The 25,739-nt window shown below is 57.8% G+C and carries 23 protein-coding genes; 17 read left to right on the top strand and 6 right to left on the bottom strand.

Annotated features, from left to right (window positions below):
• Window positions 1–6 precede the first annotated feature (6 nt).
• From L6990_RS04150 to L6990_RS04115, 8 genes are all read left to right on the top strand, one after another.
• On the top strand, window positions 7–798 hold the full coding sequence (locus L6990_RS04150) for a DeoR/GlpR family DNA-binding transcription regulator (RefSeq protein WP_237202815.1): 792 nt from the start codon (window positions 7–9) through the stop codon (window positions 796–798).
• A complete protein-coding gene (locus L6990_RS04145; RefSeq protein ID WP_237202814.1) occupies window positions 795–1,757 on the top strand; it encodes a 1-phosphofructokinase family hexose kinase in 963 nt (320 codons plus the stop codon). Before L6990_RS04150 ends, L6990_RS04145 begins: the two co-directional genes overlap by 4 nt.
• A gap of 117 nt (window positions 1,758–1,874) precedes the next feature.
• A complete protein-coding gene (locus tag L6990_RS04140; RefSeq protein ID WP_237202813.1) occupies window positions 1,875–3,869 on the top strand; it encodes a PTS fructose transporter subunit IIABC in 1,995 nt (664 codons plus the stop codon).
• A gap of 42 nt (window positions 3,870–3,911) precedes the next feature.
• A complete protein-coding gene (ptsP, locus tag L6990_RS04135; RefSeq protein ID WP_237202812.1) occupies window positions 3,912–5,609 on the top strand; it encodes a phosphoenolpyruvate--protein phosphotransferase in 1,698 nt (565 codons plus the stop codon).
• Between the two features lie 126 nt (window positions 5,610–5,735).
• The gene (locus L6990_RS04130) at window positions 5,736–6,014 is read left to right on the top strand and encodes an HPr family phosphocarrier protein (RefSeq protein ID WP_237202811.1); all 279 of its coding nucleotides are present in this window, start codon (window positions 5,736–5,738) and stop codon (window positions 6,012–6,014) included.
• 339 nt (window positions 6,015–6,353) lie between these two features.
• A complete protein-coding gene (locus L6990_RS04125; protein ID WP_237202810.1) occupies window positions 6,354–7,454 on the top strand; it encodes a lipid II:glycine glycyltransferase FemX in 1,101 nt (366 codons plus the stop codon).
• A gap of 246 nt (window positions 7,455–7,700) precedes the next feature.
• Window positions 7,701–9,806, top strand: a complete 2,106-nt coding sequence (locus tag L6990_RS04120; protein ID WP_237202809.1) for a threonine/serine exporter family protein — start codon at window positions 7,701–7,703, stop codon at window positions 9,804–9,806.
• Between the two features lie 30 nt (window positions 9,807–9,836).
• The gene (locus L6990_RS04115) at window positions 9,837–11,432 is read left to right on the top strand and encodes a threonine/serine ThrE exporter family protein (RefSeq protein WP_237202808.1); all 1,596 of its coding nucleotides are present in this window, start codon (window positions 9,837–9,839) and stop codon (window positions 11,430–11,432) included.
• Here L6990_RS04115 and L6990_RS04110 read toward each other — a convergent pair.
• Window positions 11,416–12,105 (bottom strand): uracil-DNA glycosylase, encoded by a 690-nt coding sequence (locus L6990_RS04110; RefSeq protein ID WP_237202807.1) that lies wholly within the window; start codon window positions 12,103–12,105, stop codon window positions 11,416–11,418. The two genes, L6990_RS04115 and L6990_RS04110, sit on opposite strands and share 17 nt — an antisense overlap.
• Before the next feature lie 85 nt (window positions 12,106–12,190).
• Between L6990_RS04110 and L6990_RS04105 the strand changes: the two genes are divergently transcribed.
• The 7 genes from L6990_RS04105 (at window position 12,191) to L6990_RS04075 (ending at window position 19,165) form a co-directional block, all read left to right on the top strand.
• Window positions 12,191–12,484 carry a DUF3263 domain-containing protein gene (locus L6990_RS04105; RefSeq protein ID WP_237202806.1) on the top strand — a complete coding sequence of 98 codons (294 nt, stop codon included), beginning with the start codon at window positions 12,191–12,193 and terminating at the stop codon, window positions 12,482–12,484.
• Window positions 12,485–12,539: 55 nt separating this feature from the next.
• The gene (locus L6990_RS04100; protein ID WP_237202805.1) at window positions 12,540–13,460 is read left to right on the top strand and encodes a LytR C-terminal domain-containing protein; all 921 of its coding nucleotides are present in this window, start codon (window positions 12,540–12,542) and stop codon (window positions 13,458–13,460) included.
• Between the two features lie 263 nt (window positions 13,461–13,723).
• Window positions 13,724–15,349 carry a chaperonin GroEL gene (gene groL, locus L6990_RS04095; protein WP_237202804.1) on the top strand — a complete coding sequence of 542 codons (1,626 nt, stop codon included), beginning with the start codon at window positions 13,724–13,726 and terminating at the stop codon, window positions 15,347–15,349.
• Between the two features lie 211 nt (window positions 15,350–15,560).
• Window positions 15,561–15,713: a hypothetical protein gene (locus tag L6990_RS04090; RefSeq protein ID WP_237202803.1), complete on the top strand. Its 153-nt coding sequence runs from the start codon at window positions 15,561–15,563 to the stop codon at window positions 15,711–15,713.
• 101 nt (window positions 15,714–15,814) lie between these two features.
• Complete coding sequence (rlmC, locus tag L6990_RS04085) at window positions 15,815–16,948, top strand: 23S rRNA (uracil(747)-C(5))-methyltransferase RlmC (RefSeq protein ID WP_237202802.1); 1,134 nt, start codon at window positions 15,815–15,817, stop codon at window positions 16,946–16,948.
• Between the two features lie 167 nt (window positions 16,949–17,115).
• Complete coding sequence (locus L6990_RS04080) at window positions 17,116–18,243, top strand: isochorismate synthase (RefSeq protein WP_237202801.1); 1,128 nt, start codon at window positions 17,116–17,118, stop codon at window positions 18,241–18,243.
• Window positions 18,233–19,165, top strand: a complete 933-nt coding sequence (locus tag L6990_RS04075) for an RNase H family protein (protein WP_237202800.1) — start codon at window positions 18,233–18,235, stop codon at window positions 19,163–19,165. Before L6990_RS04080 ends, L6990_RS04075 begins: the two co-directional genes overlap by 11 nt.
• Here L6990_RS04075 and L6990_RS04070 read toward each other — a convergent pair.
• From L6990_RS04070 to L6990_RS04055, 4 genes are all read right to left on the bottom strand, one after another.
• Window positions 19,149–19,439, bottom strand: coding sequence for a WXG100 family type VII secretion target (locus L6990_RS04070; RefSeq protein WP_237202799.1), 291 nt, complete (start codon window positions 19,437–19,439; stop codon window positions 19,149–19,151). The two genes, L6990_RS04075 and L6990_RS04070, sit on opposite strands and share 17 nt — an antisense overlap.
• A 225-nt stretch (window positions 19,440–19,664) precedes the next feature.
• Window positions 19,665–21,158, bottom strand: a complete 1,494-nt coding sequence (locus L6990_RS04065) for an ATP-binding protein (RefSeq protein ID WP_440480482.1) — start codon at window positions 21,156–21,158, stop codon at window positions 19,665–19,667.
• 18 nt (window positions 21,159–21,176) lie between these two features.
• Window positions 21,177–21,884, bottom strand: a complete 708-nt coding sequence (locus L6990_RS04060) for a response regulator transcription factor (RefSeq protein WP_237202798.1) — start codon at window positions 21,882–21,884, stop codon at window positions 21,177–21,179.
• A 99-nt stretch (window positions 21,885–21,983) separates the two neighbouring features.
• Window positions 21,984–22,223 (bottom strand): hypothetical protein, encoded by a 240-nt coding sequence (locus L6990_RS04055; RefSeq protein WP_237202797.1) that lies wholly within the window; start codon window positions 22,221–22,223, stop codon window positions 21,984–21,986.
• A 109-nt stretch (window positions 22,224–22,332) separates the two neighbouring features.
• On the opposite strand from L6990_RS04055, the gene L6990_RS04050 reads away from it, so the two are divergent.
• Window positions 22,333–22,857: a DUF3027 domain-containing protein gene (locus L6990_RS04050; protein ID WP_237202796.1), complete on the top strand. Its 525-nt coding sequence runs from the start codon at window positions 22,333–22,335 to the stop codon at window positions 22,855–22,857.
• Window positions 22,858–22,957: 100 nt separating this feature from the next.
• Window positions 22,958–24,331, top strand: coding sequence for an MFS transporter (locus L6990_RS04045; RefSeq protein ID WP_237202795.1), 1,374 nt, complete (start codon window positions 22,958–22,960; stop codon window positions 24,329–24,331).
• Between the two features lie 86 nt (window positions 24,332–24,417).
• On the opposite strand, the gene serC is transcribed toward L6990_RS04045, so the two are convergent.
• A complete protein-coding gene (gene serC / locus L6990_RS04040) occupies window positions 24,418–25,539 on the bottom strand; it encodes a phosphoserine transaminase (protein WP_237202794.1) in 1,122 nt (373 codons plus the stop codon).
• Window positions 25,540–25,739 lie beyond the last annotated feature (200 nt).

Genomic DNA, 25,739 nt, shown 5'->3' with positions numbered 1-25,739 from the left:
GAACACATGTTCGCTGAAGAACGACGTGCCGAGATTGCGAAGCTCGTAGCCTCTGCCCGCCGTGTTAATGGCGCTGACCTGGCTCGCCGCTACGAAGTCACGATGGAAACCGTCCGCCGTGACCTCGCAGCGCTTGAAGCTGATGGTAAGTTGCGCCGAGTACACGGTGGCGCGGTGACGGTTGAGCAGTCGACCTCGGTAGAATCCTCCATCGCCCTGCGCCAAAATATGAATACCCCCGAAAAGCAAAAAATCGCTATGCGAGCCTACGAGCTCTTGCGCGATTCGGATGCCGGGGCCGTTGTGCTGGACGCAGGTACGACCATCGAAATCCTGGCAGACCGTATTGCTGCTAGCGACTTCTCCCTCAAATCTGGTGCTGACCGTCTGATTATCACTCACGCCCTTCACATCGCGGTGAAGCTGGCTGAAGCTGACGGCATTGTGCTCGATATGGTGGGTGGGCAGCTGCGCAAGATGACCTGGGCAGCTGTAGGCACTCGAGCTGCTGACCACTTTGCGACCATCCGCCCCGATATCGCTTTCATTGGTGTCAACGGCCTAGACCCCGAATTCGGCCTCAGCACCCCAGGCCTTAACGAGGCAATCGTTAAAACTGCCATCGTTAAGTCTGCTCGCCGTGTAGTGCTTCTGTGTGACTCAGCCAAGTTTGGCCAGGAATCCCTGGTGCGCTTCGCCGGGCTTGAAGATGTAGACACGCTTATCACCGACAGTGCGCCCGAGGGCAAGCTTGCTGAGGCGCTTGAAGAATCTAACGTAGAGGTACTGATCGCATGATCGTCACGCTAACCGCTAACCCCAGTATGGACCGCACCGTTGAACTTGAACACGAGATCAAGCGCGGTGCCGTGCAGCGCGCCGTGGCCGCGGCGTCCGATCCCGGCGGCAAGGGTGTCAACATCGCTCGTGCACTCACTATCTCTGGCTTTGAGACGATAGCTGTGTTGCCGGGCGATAACGAAGACCCTGTGCTGGCCAGCCTCAAAGAGGCCGAGGTTCCCTTCGTGAACATGCCCATCGGTAGCCCCATCCGTTCAAACATCACCGTGGTTGAACCCGATGGCACCACCACCAAGATCAACGCTCCGGGTGAACCTCTGAACGATGTCGCTCAGCAGCAGCTGACCCGTCTGATGATTAAAGAAACCATCGATGCCAGCTGGCTGGTGCTGGCAGGCTCCCTGCCTGCTGGGGTCCCCGGTGACTACTACGCAGTAGTTGGCCGCTCTATTCGCGAATCCCTGGGTGAAAAAGCTCCCCGCATCGCTGTGGATACCTCAGGTGTAGCCCTGCGAGATGCGCTGGTTGGACTAGACGGCATGCCCAATCTCATCAAGCCCAACTCAGAAGAACTGGCTGAACTGGTAGGCAAACTTGAGATGGCAGATGAGCTAGAAGATAGCCCCGAACTGACCGCCCGCACCGCTAAAGAACTGGTAGACCGCGGTGTCGAGATGGTGCTGGCCACCCTGGGCGGTAACGGTGCGGTGCTGGTGACCAAGGACGGCGCGTGGCACGCAGTGCACGCCCCCGTGAAGGTTCGTTCAACCGTGGGTGCAGGCGACTGCTCCCTGGCTGGCTTCCTGATCGCTCACGAGCAGGGCAAGACCCTGCCCGACTGCCTGGTGCAAGCGGTTGCACATGGTTCGGCCGCAGCGTCCCTGCCGGGTACGCAGGTGCCCACCCTAGAATCCACCACTCCCGACGCGGTTACCCTGCGTCAGTTGGATTTCTAAACTATAAGTTTTAACCTATCAACCACTCACATGCCCTCAACCCGTGATAGGTGCCCGCAGCTGCGGGGAGCGGGAGGTCGGCGCTTTGAGTATCTTTAGACTCCCAAGGAGGAGCACATGTCTGCTCTTATCACCGCGGATCTCATCAGCCTGGATGAGAACCTAGGCGATTCCCGCTTTGATGTTATTAAGCATCTGACTCAGGCGGTTGTAAACGCTGGTCGGGCCACCGACTTTGAAACTCTCTACGCCGCGGCCCGTGCGCGTGAAGAAAAGACCGACACCGGTATTCCCGGCGGTATTGCGATTCCGCACTGCCGCAGTGAGTCCGTTACCGAACCGACCCTAGCTATGGCTCGCCCTGCACCCGGTGTTGACTTCGGTGCTAAGGACGGCGCGGCCGACCTGATTTTCTTCATTGCAGCTCCCGCTGATGGTGATGAGGCGCATCTGAAGATTCTTTCAAAGATGGCTCGCTCTCTCATGAAGAAGAGCTTTACGACCGCCCTGCGCGAAGCTAAGACTCGCGATGAGGTAGTTGTGCTGGTTGAAGAAGCACTGGGTCTGCGCGAGAAGGCTGAGCCTGCTGCTGCAGCTCCTGCCGCTTCAGTCGCAGCTCCTGCTGCCGGAGAGCCCGCCCGCAAGAAGATTGTGGCTGTGACCAACTGCCCCACCGGCATCGCTCACACCTACATGGCAGCTGACGGCCTCAAGTACGCTGCTGAAGAGATGGGTTACGACTTCAAGGTTGAGCCCCAGGGCTCATCCGGTGGCGAGAAGCTCACTCAGGCTGAAATTGATGAAGCCGATGCTGTGGTCTTCGCCGTTGCCCTGCCCGTGCGTGGACGCGAGCGTTTCGCCGGCAAACCCTACGTCGAGTCATCCGTCAAGCGCGGTATTGACGAGCCCAAGGTCATGATTGAAGAAGCCCTGCGCGAGGCAGAGAACCCCTCAGGTAAGCGAGTAGTTGCCGGCACTGCCGATGCAGAAGAGACCGCTTCAACTGACGGCTCCTGGGGCTCACGCATCTACAAGGCACTGATGACCGGTGTCTCCTACATGATTCCCTTCGTGGCAGCTGGCGGTATTATTCTTGCCATTGGCTTCATGCTTGAAGCAATCACTATGCCCAACCTGGGTGACGTCGATCCCGCCGCCATCCTTGAAGGTGCCTCACTGACCAACCTGGGCGATACCCCGCTCAGCCTCTACCTGGGTGCAGCCCTGCACACCATCGGTGGGTTCGGTCTGGGCGCTATGGTTCCCATCCTTGCTGCCTTCATTGCTTACGGTCTAGCATCCCGCCCCGGTATTGCTCCCGGCTTTATCGCCGGTTCAGTCGCTGTTCTGGTCGGTGGCGGCTTCCTGGGCGGCATCGTTGCCGGCCTGCTCGCCGGTCTGTGTGCCTACTGGCTCTCACTGCTCAAGCTGCCCCGCTGGTTGGCATCCATGATGCCCGTGGTGGTTACTCCTCTAGTGGCTACCCTCTTTGCCGGTGGCCTCATGTTCTTCCTGCTCGGCGGCCCCCTGGCCTGGGTTACCTCATCCCTGGAGAACTGGCTCAACGGCATGACCGGCACCTCAGCTATCGTCCTGGGCCTCATTCTGGGCGCCATGATGGGCTTTGACCTTGGCGGCCCCGTTAACAAGGCAGCCTACCTCTTTGCTACCGCAGGCCTTGCAGCCGGTACCCAGGCAAGCCAGGAAATCATGGCAGCAGTCATCATCTCAGGTATGGTGCCCCCGCTCGCTATGGCACTGGCAACCGCCCTGCGCCCCAAGCTCTTCACCGCCCCCGAACGCGAAAACGGTAAGGCAGCCTGGCTGCTGGGTGCATCCTTCATCTCAGAAGGCGCTATCCCCTTTGCTACCGCTGACCCGCTGCGCGTTATCCCCTCTTCTATGGTGGGTGCCGCGGTTGCCGGTGCTATCGCTATGGGCAGTGGCGTGGCTTCGCCCGCACCGCACGGTGGCGTCTGGATTATCGCCCTGGTTGACAACCCCGTAATGTTCCTTGTGGCAGCGCTTGCAGGTACGGTAGTGTCAGCTCTCATGTACATCATTCTGAAGTCTCTTTCATCAAAGAAGACCGAAGAAACCGTCGCCGCATAAACACACAATCATTCTCTTTTGAGGTCTAACAAAGGAAATCGTATGACCACCTATAACGGTGTTGGCGTTTACGCCGGACGCGTCATCGGCAAAGTTCTCCAGATGCCCGATCCCATCAAGGCACCTTCAACCTCTTTGAAGCTCTCAGCTGATGAGACTCCTGAGGCAGCAGCTGAGCGTATCAAGGCAGCAGCAGAAGCCGTTAAGAACGGTTTGTTGGAGCGTGCCGAGCACGCCGGCCGCGACGGCAAGGCAGTGCTCAAGTCAACCTCTCAGATGGCAACCGACCGCGCCCTGCTCAAGAGCGCTATCAAGCTCGTTGAGACCCAGAACAAGGCACCTGAGCTGGCAGTGTGGGAAGCCGCCTCCTCATTTGCAGATCAGATGGCAGCCCTGGGTGGCTACATGGCAGAGCGCGTCACCGATATTCATGACGTCCGCGCCCGCATCGTTGCTGAGCTGACCGGCCAGCAGGCACCCGGCATTCCGGTTTCTGCTGAGCCCTTCATCCTGGCAGCTATTGACCTGGCACCGGCCGACACCGCTACCCTGGACCCCAAGCAGGTTATCGCTCTGATTACCTCAGATGGCGGCCCCCAGGCACACACCGCTATTCTGGCGCGCGGCCTTGGTCTGCCCGCTATCGTTGCGGCTAAGGGCGTGACCGAGATTCCAGCTGGCACCGAGGTCTACATCGACTCCAATGAGGGTCTTGTCGAAACCGAGGTCACCGACGCGCACCGCGAGTTGGCTGAAAAGTATGCCAACCGCAAGGAACTGCCCGACTTCGACGGTCACGGTGTGATGGCTGACGGCAGCGCCGTTCACCTCTACGCCAACGTCGGCGACGGCAAGAGCGCAGAAAAGGCAGCCGGCCTTAAGGCAGAGGGCGTTGGCCTGCTGCGCACCGAGTTCGGCTTCCTGGGCCACGACACCGAACCTTCCGTCGAAACCCAGACCGCCAGCTACAAGGCAGTCTTTGACGCCTTCCCCGGCCAGCACATCGTCGTCCGCACCCTGGACGCCGGCGCAGATAAGCCCCTTCCCTTCCTCAACACCAAAGAAGAAGAGAACCCCGCTCTGGGCGTCCGCGGCTTCCGTACCGACTGGACCGTTCCCGGCGTCCTCACCCGCCAGCTTGAAGCCATCAAGGCAGCAGCTGACGATTCAGACGCTGACATCTGGGTCATGGCTCCCATGATCTCAACCACCAGCGAAGCGCGTAACTTCAAGAACATGCTGGACGAGGTAGGCCTGAAGCCTCGCGGCGTCATGGTCGAGACCCCCGCAGCAGCCGTCAACGCTGAAGCAATCCTGGGTGAAGTTGACTTCGTCTCCATCGGTACCAACGATCTCACCCAGTACACCATGGCAGCAGATCGCCTCCTGGGCGACCTGGCGCACTTGAACAACCCCTGGCAGCCCGCCGTGCTCAAGATGATCAAGCTGACCGTTGAAGGCGCTCAGCGCGCATCAACCACCGCTGGAACCAAGAAGTACGTCTCGGTCTGTGGTGAAGCTGCAGCTGATCCGGCCCTGGCAGTTGTTCTGGTCGGTCTGGGCGTTGACACCCTCTCCATGAACGCTGGCGCGATGGCCGCTGTATCAGCAGTCCTCAAGTCAGTAACCCGCGAGAAGGCCCAGCAGATTGCTGTCAAGGCACTGTCAGAGATTTCCTCTGCAGAAGCCAAGGCTGCAGCCCGCTCCGAACTGCCCATCCTTGATGAGCTAGGCCTCTAAGAGCTACTGCTTGCTCTTTGATAAATCACGCTGAAACAAGCGGTAAACACGCGAAAACGTGTTTACCCTGTTTTAGACTCAATAGTGGAGAACAATCCACCTTCTTTCCCGTCTAAGGAGAACACCATGGCAGAACGTATTGCCACCATTGCAAGCCGCGTAGGCCTGCACGCACGTCCCGCAGCAATCTTCGCTGAAGCAGCAGGCGACCTCCCCGTTGAGGTCACCATCGCAGCTGAGGGTGAACCCGCAGACGAGGCAATGGACGCAGCGTCAATCCTCTCACTGATGTCACTGGGCGCCAAGCACGGCGACAAGGTCGTTCTGCGTGCAGAGGGCGAAGGGGCTGAAGAAGCACTCGAAACCCTGGTTAAGATCCTTGAGACTGACCACGACGCCGAGTAGGTAGAGGTTTAGTCGCGCGTCGTCGTGGTCAGTAGCGGAGTTCGCTCTGCTCACCGCACCACATTCGTTAGCTCTTAAGTCACCGCGCACGGTGACCCGCTGACTCATCACGACGCCGAGTAAATAAGGATTGAGTCTTACATGGCTCCCACCGTTTAGCGCGGTGGGAGCTATTTTTATGCCCTTTCTGGCGGAGCCGAGCACCGGCCCGTCCAAGGATGCCGGGCGTGCCGGTGTATCTCACGTAGAGATGGGGTGCATAGGTGGGGGCTAAGTCGATAGACTGTAAAGCTGAAACCCAATTCACGCGCTACCGCGCACCACAGAAACAGAGGGACCTTGCGAGAATTCACAGCACGTTTCGCCACCGAAGCAGAAATCGCAGCCTGGGACGAGCACGTTACCGCTAGCCCCGGTGGCGGTAACCTGTTGCAGTCTGCCTCCTTTGCCTCCGTCAAAGCCAAGCACGGCTGGAAGCCGCTCTACCTCGTCCACGAAGGAACCACCGTCATCAACGGTGAGCCTGCCCCCTTCGCCAGCTACAACCTGGTGCTGGAGAAGGCTGTGCCCGCCCTGGGCAAGATCTGGTACATGATTAAGGGCCCCGGCGTGAACAGCGTTGAAGAGATCCCCGCAATCCTTGAAGCTAACGAAGAATTCATCAAGCGCGAAAAGCTGGGTGTTTTTGCCGTCAAAATCGAGCCAGACATCATCGCTAACGATGAAATCAACGCCTACCTGGCAAAGAGCGACCTGGTGAAGTCTTGGAACATCCAGCCCAACGACTCCACCGCAATCCTCGCCACTGACAAGAGTGAAGAAGATGTTCTTAAGTCCCTCTCATCCCGCGGACGAAACGCCGTGCGTCGCTCCCTACGCGAAGGATGCGAAGTCGAGCGCGTAGAGCTGACCGACGAGAACATGAAGAAGATGTACGCCCTCATGGACACCGTGGGGCAGGGTAACGCCAAGGTTCATCTGCGCTCCTACGATTACTACCGTGACTTCTGGACCAGCTTTGAAAAGGCCGGCCAGGGCCGTCTCTACTTCACTTACGAAGATGGCGAGCCCTCCGTAGGCGCCTATGTCATCAACTATGGCAACAAGGGCACCTACAAGGACGGTGGATCCAAGCCCCGCCGCAAGCAGTACGGTGACTCCCACCAGGTGCAGTGGACCGCTCTGACCGACCTCATGAAGGAACACGGCATCGTCAGCTACGACTTCTGCGGCACCCCGCCCAAGGATCAGCTGAAGAACAAGGAGCACCACCACTACGGTCTGGGCCTCTTCAAGACTTCCTTCACCAAGGACGTCATTGACTACGTTGGTGTCTGGGACCAGGTGATTTCACCGGTCAAGTACAAAGCCTGGAACACCTCGGTTGAGAAGGTTATGCGTCAGCTCTGGGTTCGCAAGACTGGTCAGCCTTTCTACTAAAGAGCGATTTAGCAGGGTTTGGGCTGAGCCAAGCTCGTAGCTCGCCTGCTGGCTCGGCATGAGCGACAATTTCCGCTAAGCGAATCAGCAATTATTGCGAATCAGCTGAGCCTGCGAAGCTGCATGAATTGCCCGTGCGAGCTTGGCTCAGCCCACTGTGACCCTCTACACACCTCTTTACCCCCTGCCACTGCGGCGGACCTGTAACCAGCGAATCAGCGCAGAGACGGAAGGAGTAACCTCACTGTGAACCCCACAAACACTGTTTTGCAGCAAAAGGCATACCCTTCTGCCTCTGCTTTTGATGTTAAAGCGGAGCCGGCTGCTCCCGAGGAGAGCGCTTTTGGCGCTACCGGGCTGCTGCCCCGCGTCCCACTGCAGGAGGAGCCCGCTGGTACTAGCCCTCAGGGGGGAGGTGCGGGCAACTGGGGCGGGGGAATCCCCGTGGTTTCCCTTTCTGAGGTGCGTGATCCTAAACTGCGCGATGCACTCACCCACCTGGCTCCACCGGCTACTGAGGCGGCGGCTCCTAGCGGGAGCCCTTTTTCCCCATCCCAGCCAGTAGGCCAACAGCCAGCGGCGCCTACCGCTGAGGCAGTGAAGAAGGCCCCCTCAGCTTTCGAAGTAGCTGCTCCAACCGAGCAGCAAACCCATGATTCAGCCTTTGGCCCGGCCACAACGCTGATCCCCGTGCAAAAACCGGCTGCTCAGCCTGATTCTTCTGAGGCAGAGGCACCGGCTTCTGCCACCGGGCTACAGCACGCGAGCTACCCATCGGTTGCGGGTACCGCCACCGGTCAGCTTCCCCTGACCGGCACCACACCTAAGCGTCCGAGCCGGGTGCGTTCTACGCTGAGATCTTTTGTCAGCACTGATCAGTCGCTCACTAAGCCCATGCGCGGGGTGGCACGCCTTGCCCAGCGTCCCTTCGCTCTGGCTACCACCGCTTCTCGTCGAGCTGAATTTGTGCGCGAAAAAGAAGAAGCCCGTGAGGTACTGAACTTTTCGCTGCGGTTGGCGGAAACCATGTTCCACTATGGCGCTGACACCATAGATGTCGACTCTGCGATAGTCGCTGTCTGTGCCGCCTATGGCCTGGACGATGTCGAAATCGATATCACCAACCAGTCGGTCATCATCAATTACGTCTCTGACATTGATGAAATTGATGATCAGACGCGGGCTTTGAGCCTTGACGACCTTGCTGAGGAACGGTCTGCGCCGAGTAAAGAGCGCTTCAGTCACACCGTGATGCGCGTAGTTCGCTCCTGGTCAGAGAACTATGCCTCCCTTGATGATATTTATAAACTGATTCACGATATAACTGCTGGTGGACTTCCTCGTCACAAGGCTGAACGTCGACTGCACTCTATCAATACAGCTAAAAAACCCTATTCACCGCTGGTTATTATGTTGGCGAATGTTGCAGCGGCTTTCAGCCTGGTTCTTGCCCTGGGCGGGTCCTGGGAAGCTGGCACCGTAGGTGGGCTGGTCTTTTTGGTCATTCACCTGGTGAGCAGCCTCATCTCTAAGCTAAAGATGCCAGGTTTCTTCAACATGGCAGTGGGCGCCGGCACGGTAACCTTTGCGTCCATCTATATTTCTGATGACACTTCGATTTTCTCCCAGCTAGGTTTTCACCTGAATGCCCCCCATATCGTGGCGGCAGGTCTCATCATGTTACTGCCTACGGCGCGTTTGGTCTCTACCGTGCAGGACGCCCTCAACGGCTTCCCGCTCACCGCTGCGGGTAAGTTTGTGTCGACTGGTATGAGCTTTTTGGGTATCGTGGTGGGCCTTGCTTCGGCGGTTGCGGTTCTCTCGGCTCTAGGGGTTGAGGAACTTGATATTTCTCAGACCCGGTTTGAACCAGCTCCAATCATGATTAGTTACGTCTTCTTCATGGTGGCGTCCCTGGCCTTTGCGGTGACCACACACGCTCGGTGGGATAACTTGCTCTGGGTTTTGGCTATAGCTACAGCCGGGTTCTGGATCTATCAGGGCTATAGTTACACCTTTGGCGCAGGCGCAGGGCGAGCTAATACGGCTATTGCTGCCCTAGTCATTGGCTTGTTGAGCACCTACCTCGCCTACCGTTTACATGCCCCAGCAGCTATATTCTATGTGCCTGCTCTTACCTTCCTTTTGCCGGGTCTGTCGGTCTTCCGAGGGCTCTACCTCTTCACGGTTGAAGCTAACTCCGATACCGGGCTACCTGGCATGGTGGCAGCCATTGCAATTATCTTGTCCATGGCATCGGGCGTGGTCTTGGGGAGTTACCTGATGCAGTACTTCATCCAGCAAAACCTCTCCAATGATGCTCTTGATACCAGTGAGAAACGTGATCGCTAGTTGGCCCACGAGAGGGTGCCCCCACAGGCTGTGACTGAGAATTCCCAGGCTCCGCGCTCCGAGCTACCGCAGGCGTCCTACCCCGCTACCACGGCACTCAGCGGCCCGACGCTACCAGCACGCCCCAACCCCGCCAGCAAGGCGCGTGCTGGTCTCAAAACCCTGGTGAGCTCGCAGCAGGCGATGACCGTGCCCATGCGCGGTGTTGCTCGCGTTGCGCAGAGGCAGTTCGCTCAAGCCGCTTTCAACCGTCAGCGACAGCGAATACAGCTTCAAGAAGAAACCCGCAGTGTGCTCAACTTCGCGTTACGTCTGGCAGAAACCATGTTTCGTTTTGGAGCAGACTCAGCTGACGTGGATGCCGCGGTGGTGGCGGTCTGCGGCACCTACGGCATTCACGATGTAGAAGTTGATATCTCCTATCAGTCCATCAGAATCAACTATGTTTCTGAGTTTGATGAGGCTGCTAGCCGTGGCGACTACCTGGCTACCGCCGGGTCGGGTGCCGAGAAGTTCAGCCACAACCTGGTGCGCGTTATCCGCTCTAGCGCCGAGAATTACGCTGCCTTGGAAGCTACCTATCGGCTGATTCACCGCATCACCGATGGTCAGGTAACCCGCACCCGCGCTGAACGTCAGCTCGCTGAGATTAGTGCGGTGAAAAAGCCTTACTCGCCGGCCGTGCTGCTGGTATGGAATCTTCTGATGGCCGTTGCTTTCACCCTGGGTGTGGGCGGCTCATGGAGAGCCGCTCTTGTCTCTTTTTTCGTTTTCATTGCCGTAAATTTTTCTATGGTCTGGGCAGGAAAGTTTGGTCTACCCAGCTTTTTCACCATGGCACTGGGATCAGGGGTGGTGACCTTTTTTGCCCTGTGGGTCAGTAGCACGGATTCCTGGTTCTTCCAGCAGGGATTTGTGGTGTCTGCGCCTCACATTGTGGCTGCCGGGCTCATGATGCTGTTGCCCACCTTCCGCCTGGTATCGGCTATGCAGGACGCCCTACACGGCTTCCCTTTGACGGCTGCCGGTAAGTTCGTGGTCACGGGTGCTAACTTCACCGGGATCATTGCCGGTATTGGTACCGCACTGACCCTGATTAATCTTTTTGACTATGCTTCCCTTGAGGTTGACCGAACGGTCTTCAACCCGCCGCCGCTCTGGCTGAACGTGGCCGGTATGGTGGTCGGTTCGGTGATGGTAGCAGCTGCTTGGCAGGGCAGGGGCGCCAACCTGTTACTGAGCGCGGTGGTCTCCTTGGCGGGGCAGGGCGCCTACTACGGTCTGGCTGTTGTTACCGGTGCCGAGGCAGGGCGCGTTAATGTACTGCTAGGGGCTCTTACAGTGGGGGCCTTGGGTGCCTTTCTAGGGCACCGGTTACATACCCCTGCGGCTATATATTACATCCCGGGCATGATGTTTATGTTGCCCGGTCTCACTATTTTCCGTTCTGCCTATACGCTACAAGCCGGTGAGAATATCACTACAGGCCTCCACGGCCTAGCTAACGCCAGCACTACGGTGCTGATGCTAGCTACTGGAATCGTATTTGGCACTTATCTGGTGGACTACCTCATTAGTCGTTTTGGGGCCTCGACCGCGCAGAAGAATCCTAATCAGGCACATTAGACAGATTCCAGTCCACAGGTTTAGCACCCTGTTCAACGAGTAAAGCGTTGACCTTGCTAAAAGGCTTAGAACCAAAGAACCCTCTGGATGCCGATAGAGGGGATGGATGCGGGGACTCAACGGTAGGGTAGCCGCCCAATAAGGGGACGCAGCGGCGGGCGTCCGCACCCCAGAGCAAACCAACCAGGGGAGTGCCCCGCTGGGCAAGTACCTCAATGGCGCGCGTGGTGATGGTTTCCCAGCCCAGATTGCGGTGAGAACCAGCGTTGCCCGCTCCCACAGAGAGCACCCTGTTGAGTAGCATGACGCCCTGGGCGCTCCAGGCTGAAAGATCCCCGTGTGCAGGCGGCGTTACGCCTAAATCACTGCTCAGTTCCTTGTAAATGTTCTGCAGGGAACGGGGGATGGGGCGTACATCAGGGTGCACTGAAAAGCTCAAGCCCATGGCGTGACCGGGGGTGGGGTAGGGGTCCTGCCCAATAATTAGAACCTTGACGTCAGCAAGGGGATAGGTGAAAGCCTTAAAAATATCGTCACCGGCGGGTAGCGTCTTCCTGCCCGCTGCGTGCTCTTCGCGCAGAAAGTTACCCATAGCCCTGATGTTGCTCTCCACCGGGGCTAGCGCCTCGGCCCAATCAGCAGCCATGATCTCGGTCAGCGGTTTAACAGGCATAGAGGCCCCCTTGGTCCGTTAGCGCAGGTTTAGGTGCCTTAAGATTAGTACAGTTATCCATCAGTCCCGAAAAGAAGGGCGCCGCGTGCCTGCTGCTCAGAACAACTCCGCCGGTCAGACTGACCCTCTCGACGAGTCTGTTGCCGATCAGGCAACGTCCCCTGACCCGCTCACGCCGTTAGAACGAGCTGTGATAGAGCTGGAGAAGCGGCGTTTCCGTTACCAGGGCAGCAAGGAACAGGCCATTCAGAAACGGCTGGGCCTCAGCCCCGTGGCCTACTACCAGCAACTCAACTCCATGCTTGATAACCCCAGAGTGGTGGCTGCAGAACCCCTGTTAATGAACCGTCTGCGCCGCCACCGAGATGCCCTGAGCTGACCTGCTGTACCCTAGAAACGTCAGGCCTAACCGCTGCTGCCCCGAAAGAGATGCTGTGTCCCACTACCCCCGCGATGAATTCGATGACATTGATGAAGCAACAGCACGCCGAGGTGCCTACCGGGCGCGTCCCAAAGTCAACGCCACCTCAGCTCGTGGGCTAGTGCTTATGGTGCTCAGCGGTGTCTTGGCGCTCCTTGTGGGTGGGTTCATGTACGTGTTTTCTCCCCGCACCGATTCACCGGAGGCTGCAGCGGAAGCCAGCGCCTCTGCCAGTGCCACTGCTTCACCCAGCGAAAAGGCTCCGCCTGCTCTTAACATCGAGGGCACCACCGTTGAAATCTATAATTCAAGTGCCCCCGCCGGGTCCGCTGCTGTAGCTGAGCGTCTTATTGAGAGCAAGGGGTACACTGTGCGTACCACCGGCAACTGGGCTGGCACTTACACCACCGAGTCGACGGTCAACTTTGCCACGGGCACGTCCAGTGAAGCCAACGACATAGCAGACACCCTCTCACTACCCTTCATCGTGCAGGACTACCAGGCCGAGAAGGGGCTGGTCTATGTGGTGCTGGGCGCTGATTTTGACCCCGCATCTTTTGAAGATGCTGCCGAGCCCGCTGAGGCTGCCGAGCCCACCGAACCGGCAGAGGAGCAGGGCGGGGACGAGGCTAGCCAAGCCCCCGAGGGCACACCGGCCGCTCCCAGCCAGGCAGATGGGCAGGGCCTCTATGTCCTTGACCCGTCCACCGGTACTTTCGTAGAAGCAAATGAATCGACTGCTAGCGGCTTAACCCGTTACAGCTATGACCCAACGACCGGCACCTACCAGGAATACAACCCTCAGCAGGGGCATACCCCTAACAGTGCACCGGTCATCACATACTCTTATCAGCCCGACACGGGCACCTTCGTTCAAGACCCCGCAGGAACTTACATCTTCGACGCGGCTACGGGCACTTACGTCCACCGCTAAAGTTTGTGCGCTGTCGGCGATTAAACAGGGGCCGGTCGTAGTAGGGGTTTGCACACCTTTCGCACTAGTGCCAAGATTGTATTTAGCACTCGACGGCTCTGACTGCTAAATCATGTGCTAGATTCAGTCAGCTGTTCTTCGGGTAAAACTCTGAAGCGTACCTTGGGTGAGGTGCACCGGCCGGTTCACACCGTGCCGCACCGTCCGTCGCGGGCACTAGAGAGTACGCGCTCAAACCAATGTTCCAGGAGGAGCGAAGCTACATGGCAAAGCTGATTGCTTTTGATGAAGAAGCACGCCGCGGTCTTGAAAAGGGTCTGAATACCCTGGCAGACGCAGTGAAGGTAACCCTCGGCCCCCGTGGCCGCAACGTCGTGCTTGAAAAGGCATGGGGTGCCCCCACTATCACCAACGACGGTGTATCCATCGCCAAGGAAATCGAACTCGAGGACCCCTACGAGAAGATTGGCGCTGAGCTGGTCAAGGAGGTCGCAAAGAAGACCGACGACATTGCAGGCGACGGTACCACCACTGCAACCGTTCTGGCCCAGGCTCTGGTGCGCGAAGGTCTGCGCAACGTTGCAGCTGGCGCTGACCCCCTCTCCCTCAAGCGCGGCATTGAAAAGGCTGTAGAAGCTGTTACCGCCGAGCTGCTGGAGTCAGCTAAGGAAGTTGAAACCGAAGAAGAGATCGCTGCAACCGCGTCCATCTCAGCCGGTGACCCTGAAATCGGCAAGCTCATTGCACAGGCAATGGAGAAGGTCGGCAAGGAAGGCGTTATCACCGTTGAAGAGTCCAACACCTTTGGTCTCTCCCTCGAATTGACCGAAGGTATGCGCTTTGACAAGGGCTTCCTCTCCGGTTACTTCGTGACCGACGCTGATCGCCAGGAAGCCGTCCTGGAGGATCCCTACATCCTGATCGTCAGCTCCAAGATTTCAAACGTCAAGGATCTCGTCCCTGTACTCGAGAAGGTTATGCAGGCTGGCAAGCCCCTGCTGATTGTTGCTGAGGACGTCGAGGGTGAAGCCCTGGCTCTGCTAGTGCTCAACAAGATGCGCGGCTCCATCAAGTCCGTTGCTGTTAAGGCACCCGGCTTCGGTGACCGCCGTAAGGCACAGCTGGCTGACATTGCCATCCTGACCGGCGGCCAGGTTATCACCGAAGAGGTTGGTCTTTCCCTGGACCAGGCAACCATCGACCTGCTGGGTACCGCCCGCAAGGTAGTTGTCACCAAGGACGAAACCACCATCATCGAGGGTGCAGGCGACGCAGAGGCTATCGAAGGCCGCGTAGCTCAGATCCGCGGCGAAATCGCTAACTCAGATTCAGACTACGACCGCGAGAAGCTGCAGGAGCGCCTGGCTAAGCTTGCCGGCGGTGTTGCAGTGCTCAAGGCAGGTGCAGCAACCGAGGTTGAACTCAAGGAACGCAAGCACCGCATCGAGGACGCCGTGCGTAACGCTAAGGCAGCCGTTGAAGAAGGCATCGTTGCCGGTGGCGGCGTTGCCCTCATTCAGGCTGGCACCAAGGCTTTCGAGAAGCTGGAACTGACCGGCGACGAAGCAACCGGTGCGAACATCGTCCGCGTAGCTATCGATGCGCCCCTGAAGCAGATCGCCTTCAACGCTGGCATGGAGCCCGGCGTCGTTGTTGATAAGGTCCGCAACCTGCCCGCAGGTACTGGCCTGAACGCCGCAACCGGTGAGTACGAAGACCTTATGGCAGCAGGCATCAATGACCCCGTGAAGGTTACTCGTTCAGCTCTGCAGAACGCAGCTTCCATTGCAGGTCTCTTCCTGACCACCGAAGCCGTTGTTGCTGACAAGCCTGAGCCTGCTGGTGCAGCTCCCGCCCCCGACATGGGTGGCATGGGCGGCATGATGTAAGACCGGTTCACCGGTTTTCCAGCCTCAGGCTCTAACCCCGCCCCGGTACCGTTTTGGTACCGGGGCGGGGTTTTTATTAGAGATACCTTATCCGCATTTATTGTCTGAAAACCCTTGTTCACTGAGGCCGTACAAGAGTATGCTTTAAGTCACTTAAGAGATTGTTCTAAGTACTCAGTATCAATGGCGACAACTGAAAGCTGTGAGACATATGTTCACTATCGTAGACCTAGTCCTATACGCAATTATTGTTGCTTTGCTAGCTATGCTGCTGGTGGCCTACGCAGCGGACGGTTGGTCAAAGCTTGAGAAGAAGAGCACCGAGGCTCTTCAGCAAGATATTGCCTTTGGCCCGGGCCACTAAAAGCCTTCTGGTGATTGTGTTTTTCTAAGGTTGGCGCCCCCATACGGGGGCGCCAACCTTTTTCTACCCACGGCTTGAGCGGCGGGTAGACTGGTGGGGCTATGAACTGCGATTACTTTGATGCCGGCACCTGCCGCTCCTGCACCCTCCTTGAAACTCCCTACTCTGTGCAGCTTGCTCAGAAACAGGAAGAAGCGCGCAGCCTGTTCGCACCTTTTGGCGGGGTGCAGTGGCTCCAGCCGCTGGCTAGCAATGAAGAAAGTTTCCGCAACAAAGCAAAAATTGTGGTCGGAGGTAACGCCGATCAGCCTACCCTGGGCATCATTGACCGGGCGGGGCAGGGCGTTGATTTGCGGCACTGTAACCTCTATGACCCTGCCATCACAGCCGCCTTACCTGTTCTGGATGAGCTCATTCGCGCGGCGTCCCTCACCCCCTACGACATACCCAAGCGCAAGGGGGAGCTCAAGAATATTCTGGTGACGGTGTCAGCTAACGGTGAGCTGATGATTCGGTTTGTGTTGCGCTCTAAGAAGCTGATTGTGCCTATCCGTTCACGCCTGCACTGGTTGCAGGAGCGCTTGCCTAATGTTGCCGTGGTAAGTGTCAACCTTCTCCGCGAGCACGTTGCTCTGGTGGAGGGCCCCGAAGAAATTATTCTCTCTGAACGCACTACCTTGCCCATGCAGGTTAATGACTTGACCCTGCATTTGCGGCCCCAAAGCTTCTTTCAAACGAACACCGAGATAGCCGCTGGGCTCTACCGACAGGGGCAGGAATGGGTACGTCAGGCATCCCCGGCTAGCCTTTGGGATCTCTACTGCGGAGTGGGTGGCTTCGCCCTGCACGCAGCGCAGGTGCTACCTGCATCGTCAGAAGTTACGGGTATTGAGCTGAGTAGCGAGGCGATCGAGTCTGCCCGCCGCACCGTGGCAGAGTACGGGCTGACCAATCTGGAATTTTTTGCTGGGGACGCCACCGAGTTCGCCCTGCAACAGGGTACTGTGCCCGAGATGTTAGTGGTTAATCCACCGCGCCGCGGCATTGGGAATGAGCTAGCTACTTGGATTGAGGAATCAGGGATTGATCAGGTTATATACTCCAGCTGTAATGCTAAATCGTTGGCAAAAGACCTGGAATCTATGCCCTCTCTAAAGCCTGTGACCGCCCGCCTGGTGGATATGTTCCCCCATACCACCCACTACGAGACGATCGTGCTACTTCAGCGAAACTAGTGGGAGGAACTGAAGCTCTCTCACGGAAAATAGTAGAGAGCGCCTCGGTGGAGGTCTCCAGGATGGCTAGGCTGTCTTTATTCAGCCCTGAAAGCCCAGTTTGCCCCGCCCCAGTTTTGGAGTACCGTAAATAGGTGTTGCTCCCGACCCTAGCGAAAGAACAGACTATGACCGCACCCGCCTTGCTCGCGCCCTTCACCCTGGCGCGCGGCCGCAGCGTGCTGAGTGCTTCAGGGGCGATGACCCCGGTCAGCGAAAGTTCAGCGCTTGAGGTGGCAGCACAGAAAAAATCATGTGTAGTGGGCCTTATACCCTTCTCTCCAGAAGAACCCGCCTACCTCGCCGTCCCCGACTCTCTGGTGCCTACAGAGACCACAAACCTCACGACTTATCAGCAGCCGGAACCGGCACGGGTCAGCGGACTGGATAACCCCGGCTACCGGCAGGCTGTTGCCCAGGCTGTTGAGTCAATGAACCGCGGTGACTACGACAAGGTCGTGCTGGCCCGCCTCCTTACCGCTGACTACAGCAGTGACCTAAACCTACCCGGTTTGCTAGAAACCCTGCGCGCCCAGCAACAGCGCGCCACTGTCTTTAGCGTGAAACTCCTCGGCGAGGAATACTTGATGGGCGCGTCACCTGAACTGGTCTTCAAATCGGGCGCAGACGGCTTTAACACCGGCCCTCTGGCCGGATCTGCCTCCCGTACTGCTCCCATCGGTAGCACCGAGGACGCCCAAATCGGTGAGGCTCTCATGCGATCTGCCAAGGATCGCGCAGAACACGCCACCGTAGTCCAAGACATCAAACAGCGCCTTTCTCCGCTGACTTTAGATATGAACATCCCCGCCACTCCCAGCCTTAAAATGACCCCTCAGCTATGGCACCTGGGGACCGATATCGCTGGAACCCTCAAGCCGGGTCTAAGTTCACTGGACGGCGCTCGCGCCATCCACCCCACACCGGCAATTTGCGGTACCCCCACAGAGCTAGCTCGCCGCGTCATCGAAGAGCTAGAACCCTTCGATCGCGGTTTCTTTGGCGGGCTGGTGGGCTATATGGATGCTGAGGGCAACGGGGAATGGCACCTGGTATTGAGATGCGCCCGGGTGAGCGCTCGCCGCGCTACCTTATTCGCCGGCGCAGGCATCGTTAAGGACTCTGCCCCGGTGAACGAACATGCAGAAACTGCCAGCAAATTCGATACCTTTGCCCGAGCTCTGGGCTGGGACACCGCCAGCTGGGCTGAAAAAACATCCCTGCTAGCAGGGGGAGGTGCCCTCAATGACGCATGAAATAGTAGCCGCAGCCGATGGGTCAGCGCTGGGTAACCCAGGCCCAGCAGGCTGGGCTTGGTATATCGATGCTGACACGTGGGCAGCCGGCGGCTGGGAGCACGGCACCAACAATATGGGTGAGCTCAAAGCGGTGCTGGATCTCTTTGAAGCAACAGCTCATGTACCCGAGCGCCCTCTCAAAGTACTGTGCGATAGTCAGTACGTCATCAACTCCCTGACGAAGTGGATGCCCGGTTGGAAGAAGAAGGGCTGGAAGAAGTCTGACGGTAAGCCGGTGCTTAACGTCGACGTCATGAAAGAGCTGGACGCTGCCCTAGAAGGGCGCACGTATACCTTTGAGTGGGTCAAGGGACATTCCGGGCATCCCCTCAACGAGGCTGCCGACTCCCTGGCTAACGCAGCAGCTCAGGCCTTTTCAAAGGGGCAAGCCCCCAAGACTGGTCCTGGATTTGGCAAGACTAAGAACCTGACCGCCCCTCATGCTTCTAGCGGCGAAAGTGCAGCAACAGCAAAGCTAGAAAAACCTGTAACAGATGGCGTAGAGCTGGACGCCGACCTGCAACTGGCTGCGGTCCGGCAACTCGAACATCAGCTAGCATCGCCCTCAACCTACGGTTCGCGCAGTTTACTCAGCGGTTTGCTGAGTGAAGACCTTACCTGGGTGACCCCTGCCGGTCGTGTTCTAGACCGAACAACCGTCCTAGAGCACCGCGAACGTGCCTTTGCCTTGACAGGGCAGGGAACACCTGTTAAAGCTACGTTGCTGGGTGAGGGGGCGGCACTGCTGGTCAGGCGGGTTGAAACTGCTCGCGGTACTGTGCTGCGTTCTAGTGTCTGGCATGTGAACAAAGCTGGTCACTGGAAGCTGCGCTATCGGCAGGAAACCGCCGCCTCATCAGCTACTAGCCCACAAACATAGAGGCATTGGCCATTTCTGTTTCTGAGTAGTTAACACCGGCACGTGCGAGAGCCTCGTTAATCTGGGCAATCGACTCCTCTACCTGCCGCTGAGTATTACGCCAGTTGGTCAGCACACCCTGAAAGTTGGTGGAGGCTGAGCCGGTCCAGGAGCCCTGCAGGTCCTGCAGGGAGGCGGTCAGACCGTTGACCTCAGAAATAATGGTGTCCACCTGTGCGCGTGCCTGAGCTGATTTGGTTGAGATGAGATCTGCATCGACGTTGAACTGTGCCACGGGAATCTCCCTAAGAATAGTAGTAACTCATCAGAGCTGCTTGCTCTGTGCCTCCAACCTTAGGGCGGCAGGGGGCTACAGTGCGGTGCACTGGCAGACTGTGGATACAGTACCGCCCCCGCACTAGCGTGAATACGGGGGCGATGCTGGTTTAAAGGGAATTTTGGTGAACCGGTGAGCAATATGAAGACGTCTAGCGCCCCTATCCACAGGGTTGATTCCCGGTTAGACCGTGGGCATGCCTGCTGTTGTAGGCCTGCTCTGCACCTGGTCTCTGTAGACGGGCAACTGGATAACGAAGGTGGCTCCGCCGCCTTCGGTCTGCTGAACCTCTACCGTGCCGTCATGCTGACCCACGATGGCAGCAACAATAGCGAGCCCCAAACCGGTGCCACCGGTCTCTCTGGTGCGGGAGGTATCGGCTCGGTAGAACCGCTCGAACACCCGCTGGGCGTCCTCACCTTCAATGCCGGGGCCATGATCACGCACTTCAAGGGTAGACAGTAAGGTCGTCCCATCAGGGGCGGTTTCTGTGCCCACAGCAAGTTCTATGGGTGTCCCCTCGGGGGTATAGCGCAGGGCATTGGTCATGAGGTTAGCCAGAACCTGGCGCAGACGCTGCTCATCGCCGCATACAGGGGCAGAAACAGCCTCAGCCCCCTCTAGACCGATGACATCGATATCGCGGTCTGGCGCAGTGGCGAAAGCATCGTTAGCGGCGTCCTGGGCTAGACTCAGCAGATCAATGCGCGCATTCTCAGCGACTCTCCGCTCGTCCAACCGTGCCAGGGTGAGCAGGTCCTCAACCAACTGCCCCATACGCTTAGACTCAGATTCGATACGGCTCATCGCCATACCGATCGCTTCATTATTGGGAAGGCCCCCCATGCGGTAGAGCTCTGAATAGCCACGAATAGAGACCAGGGGCGTGCGGAGCTCATGGGAAGCATCGCCCACAAAACGCCGCATCTTCACCTCGGAACGTTTCTGCGCGTCAAAAGCCTCTTCAATATGAGAAAGCATGGTGTTGAGCGAGGTGGTCAGGTGCCCCAGTTCGTTATAGGGGCTGTAGTTCTCGATGCGCTGAGAGAGGTCTCCGGCAGCGATTTGAGCGGCGGTTTGCTCTACACGGGCTAGAGGCTCAAAGGCTCTGGTAACAATCACCCAGGTGAGCGCTATAGACGCCAGTAGTAGGGCCCCGCCAAAGAAAACGGTCAGTAACCCCACAATGGCTACCGTCTCGTTGATTTGGGTGAGCGGAGCAGCAATCACTAGAGTTTGCTCGGTTTCCTCTACTGGAAAGGCAATGAGACGCCATTCGCTAGGGCCGTTGGACGAGCGGACCGTCAAGGCGGTCTGGTCGTAGCGTTTTACTACATCTGCTGTTAGCCCTGAAATAACGGGTGAGGACGAACCTTCAGCTAGCGTTGCCACCGGGCGTATGGTGTTGCCCTGATCATCGAGCAGATAAGCCTCATAGGGAATAAAAGTGCCCTGGGTGCGAGAAATCTGCTGATCAGAGTACACAGCGGTTACCAGATAGCTGTAGCTGGCAGTGATTTCATCATCCAGCTGATCCAGCATCTGGGCACGGATAGAGGAGATTGCCACCAGAGACATGACCGAAATAGCCAAAGCAATCAGCATGGACGTTAAAAGAACCAACTGGGTGCGCAAGGACAGCGAACCCAGTCGGGATAGTGAGAGACGAGATTTCAACCCGCAATCACCCTTCGTTTAGTTTTTGCTCGTGCGCAAGAGGTAACCTACGCCGCGTTTGGTATGAATCAGCGGGGGTAGGTCATGATCGTTATCAATCTTGCGGCGCAGGTAAGAGATATAGGACTCCACAATTGAAGCGTCGCCGTTGAAGTCGTATTCCCATACGTGGTCAAGGATCTGAGCTTTGGACAGAACCCTGTTGGGGTTGAGCATCAGGTAGCGCAGTAGCTTGAACTCGGTGGGGGAGAGGTCGATTTCGCGGTCACCGCGGAAAACTTCGTGGGCATCGTCATCGAGCACCAGGTCATCAACGCGCAGGCGTGAATCTTCTTCGACATGGGGCTGGGTGCGGCGCAGCACGGCGCGGATACGAGCCACCACTTCATCAAGACTAAAGGGCTTGGTGACGTAGTCGTCACCACCCACGGTGAGACCGGTGACCTTGTCTTCGGTGTCGTCTTTAGCCGTCAGGAAAAGAACCGGGAAGAGCCGCCCCGAGCTGCGCAACTTGCGGGTGACAGTGAAGCCGTCCATGTCGGGCAACATGACGTCAAGTACGGCTAGGTCGGGGGCTTCAGTCTCGGCTTTATCGAGGGCTTCGCGGCCGTTCGTTGCGGTGACAACCTCAAAGCCTGCAAAGCGCAGGGAGGTAGCGAGGAGCTCAAGGATGTTGGGCTCATCGTCAACAACAAGGAGTTTAGCTTCAGGTTCTTTAGTGTTCACCCTTCCATTGTGCCCCTCTTCTCTGGGTGTTAGCTGGGCACTATCTGGTGCATCCCTGATGTGAGCTGCAGGAGTGAGTTCAGCCCATATTTCTAATAGCTAGGACGCCCGGCGGCGCAAAACGGCGAGGAGGAGGACCACCATGAGGCAGATAAAAGCCGTGGGGAGCAGGAGCATAGGGAGCACGCTGAGAATCTGCGGGGCGCTGTTGTGGTCCCATTTCATAAGGAGCATGGTTACACCGCTGATGGTACCGACCACGGTGAAGACCCCGGCTACGATGCTCAGGGCGCGAATGAGGGAGCTGTAGGGGAGCTCGGAAGTTTCAGAAGATGACATAGCTCTAAGGTATCAAAACAGGGCAAGGGTGCAGGTGCGAGAGTCAAAAATCTGAGCTAGCTCTCCTGCCGGGTAGGTAATCGGAGGCCAAAGCCTGTTTAATAGGGGTATGACTGAACAGGTAAAAGAAGAACTCTCCGCCCCCGGTGCCACAGCGCCAGTGACCGAGGTTTTAGATACCACGGCACCAGCTGCCTCGGGGGAGCAACGCAGCGAGCCACGGCTCGGGGAGCGTGCACGCCGCCGTCGTACCGCCAAAGTCGATACTATCTTGGCTGAAGCCAAGGACGTGGCGCTGGCAGGTCTTGCGGATATCGCACCTGAGAGCGCTATGGGGCCGGTGCATCACCTGCGTGGTGAAGAGGAGCGACTGACCACCCACCTGTTTGAATGTACCCTGCCCGGTTACCGCGGCTGGTTCTGGTTTGCTACTCTCTCTCGTGCGCCCCGTTCTAAGGTGGTTACGGTATGCGAAATTGGCTTGCTGCCCGGTGATGACGCTCTGCTGGCTCCTGCCTGGGTGCCCTGGGCAGATCGCGTTTTGCCTGAGGATCACGAAAGTCCTGAGGGTTACGAGGGCTACAGCGATTTTGAGGGTGTAGATCGACAACAAGCTCAGGAAGCTGACGCATAAGGCGGGCTAGCCTCTGGTGCAGTGCTGCACATCGTTCTAGGATGAAAAGAAGATGAACTAGAGCTGAATGAGCTACGCAACCTAAGAGAGCGCCCTTTTCGTGAGAGTAGAACGCAGCGGCCCACGCGCCGTCACCGATAAACCCAAGACCTTTCGGTCACTGTGGATCTTCAATTATCGTCTCTGGTTTATCGGCGCTCTGGTCTCAAATATTGGCACCTGGATGCAGCGCACCGCCCAGGACTGGTTGGTTTTCAATGATCTTTCTGATCACGATTCCACCCAAATGGGTATCGTCATTGCCCTACAGTTCGCCCCGCCCCTTTTTCTTGCCCCTTACGCGGGTGTGCTGGCTGACCGAGGGGACCGGCGTAAAATTCTTCTCTGGACGCAGAGCATCATGGCCCTGCTGGCTGTGGGCCTGGGTGCCCTGGTACTTTCTGAACACGTAGCGATCTGGCATGTTTACCTCTTTGCCCTTGCCCTGGGTGTCGTGGGTGCCCTCGACTCGCCGGTCCGTTCCACTTTTGTCTCTGAGCTGGTTTCTGACAGGGATTTGCCCAACGCGGTGGCGCTCAACTCTATGTCCTTTAACACCGCCCGCATGATAGGCCCAGCAGTGGCAGGCCTACTGGTGGTTCTGGTGGGCACCGGCCCGGTCTTCCTACTCAACACCCTAACCTTTATCGCCATGATTGCAGCTATCTGCACTATTCGCGAGAAGGAGCTACGCCAGCTGCCCCGCTCATCCAAAGCCAACAGCCGTATGCGCGATGGGCTGAGCTACCTCAAGCACCGGCCAGACATCATCATTGTGATGGTTTCTGCCTTCCTGATTGGCACCTTCGGCCTGAACACCGCACTCAACATTGCTGCCATGGCCACCACCGAATTTGGGCAGGGAGCCGGTGAATTCGGCGTCCTGAACTCGGTAGTCGCCATCGGCTCAGTAGCCGGCACCCTGCTGGCAGCCCGGCGGGACGTCCCGCGCATGCGCTTCATGTTCGCCTCCTGCTTCGGCTTTGGCATTACCACTGCGCTAGCAGCCCTAGCACCCAATATCTGGTTCTTTGCTCTTGCGCTGATTCCTTTGGGTTTGATGGCGCTGACCATTATCACCTCGGCCAATGCCTACGTACAGGTCACCACAGAGCCAGAGATGAGAGGCCGCGTTATGAGCATTTATATGGCCGTCTTCATCGGTGGCACACCTATTGGCTCGCCTCTGGTCGGCATGGTCAATGATGTCTTTGGCGCCCGTTGGGGGTTGGGTGTGGCCTCTGCTGCAGGCTTTGCTGCCACACTGCTGGGGCTCATTTGGATTATGAAGTACAAGCACCTGCACTTCGCCTATGACCGCGATTCACGCACCAAACTGGTGCTCCGCCCTCGCCAGCCTGAACCCGAAGAGCTAGAGGCCGTGGACGAAGCCCCGCCGGTCACCGCTGCTATCGATATTCAGCAGCCGCGCTAGAACTTCTGAGCCTGCAGACCATAAAAGGACGCCCCGCCGAACTTGAGTTCAGCGGGGCGTCCCTTCTAGGTGTTAGCTATTGAGTGTTACATGTTTTCAACGATGTAGTCGATGCAGCCCAGCAGAGCAGTGACGTCCTCGGGGTCAATGGCGGTGAAGGTGGCGATTCGTAGCTGGTTACGACCCAGCTTACGGTAGGGCTCGGTGTCCACGATGCCGTTGGCGCGCAGCGCCTTGGCCACGACTGCGGCGTCCACTGAGTCAGCGAAGTCAATGGTGGCAATAACGTTGGAGCGCTCATCAGGGTTAGCCACAAAGGGGGTGGCGTAGTCTGAGGCCTCAGCCCAGCTATAGATACGGCCTGCTGAGTCAGCAGTACGGGCGGCGGCAAAGGTAAGGCCCCCCTGCTCATTCATCCACTTGATCTGCTCGTTGAGCATAATCATGGTGGCTAAAGCGGGGGTGTTGTAGGTCTGGTTAAGGCGGGAGTTATCAATCGCTGTGACCAGGTTGAGGGAGTCAGGTACCCAGCGGTCCGAGGCTGCAATACGCTGGGCACGGTCGATAGCGGCCGGCGACCAGAGGCCCAGCCAGAGCCCGCCGTCTGAGGCAAAATTTTTCTGCGGTGAGAAGTAGTAGACATCAGATTCAGCAACGTTCACATCCAGGCCACCGGCGGCACTGGTTGCGTCAATCAGAACTAGGGCGTCATCGGCAATACCAGCAGGACGCTTAACGGGGGCAAAAACACCGGTGGAGGTTTCATTGTGGGGCCAGGCGTAGACATCTACGCCGTCCTCGGCGGACGCTACCGGGCGGGTGCCGGGTTCAGAGGAGATGACGGTGGACGTCTCTAGAAAGGGGGCAGCCTTGGTGGCTGAAGCGAACTTGGAGCCGAATTCACCGAAGGTGAGGTGCTGTGCCTTCTTCTCTACTAAGCCGAAGGTAGCGGCGTCCCAGAAGGAGGTCGCTCCGCCGTTACCGAGAACGACCTCGTAACCCTCGGGCGCGCTGTAGAACTGAGCTATCCCCTCACGAATCTCACCCACCAGGTTCTTGACCGGCGCCTGACGGTGAGAAGTACCCATGAGGTGGGTGGCAGCGTCCATAACTGCCTGCACCTGTTGTGGGCGCACCTTGGAGGGTCCAGCGCCAAACCTGCCGTCAGCGGGCAGAAGGTCGGTGGGGATGGTGGGGAAATCGGTCACAGTAACTCCTAGTATCAGGCAGGCGCAGCAAGCGGCGGGCGTGAAAAGGATGAGGGAATGCCGCTAGCGCCCACAGTTTCTATTGTGGCAGGTAGACCGGCTCTAGGGGTGCTGCTGAGGCTCGGTTGCCGATAGATGACACTGAGCAGGTTACATAGTGAGACAGCTATGTTCGCGGGTAGGAAGCTGACGGAAGGAAA

It is taken from the genome of Rothia endophytica, from assembly GCF_928381505.1.
Taxonomy (GTDB): Bacteria; Actinomycetota; Actinomycetes; order Actinomycetales; family Micrococcaceae; genus Rothia; species Rothia endophytica_A.
Note: the sequence above shows the minus strand (reverse complement) of the source record. Positions and strands in the feature narration are given on the sequence as shown.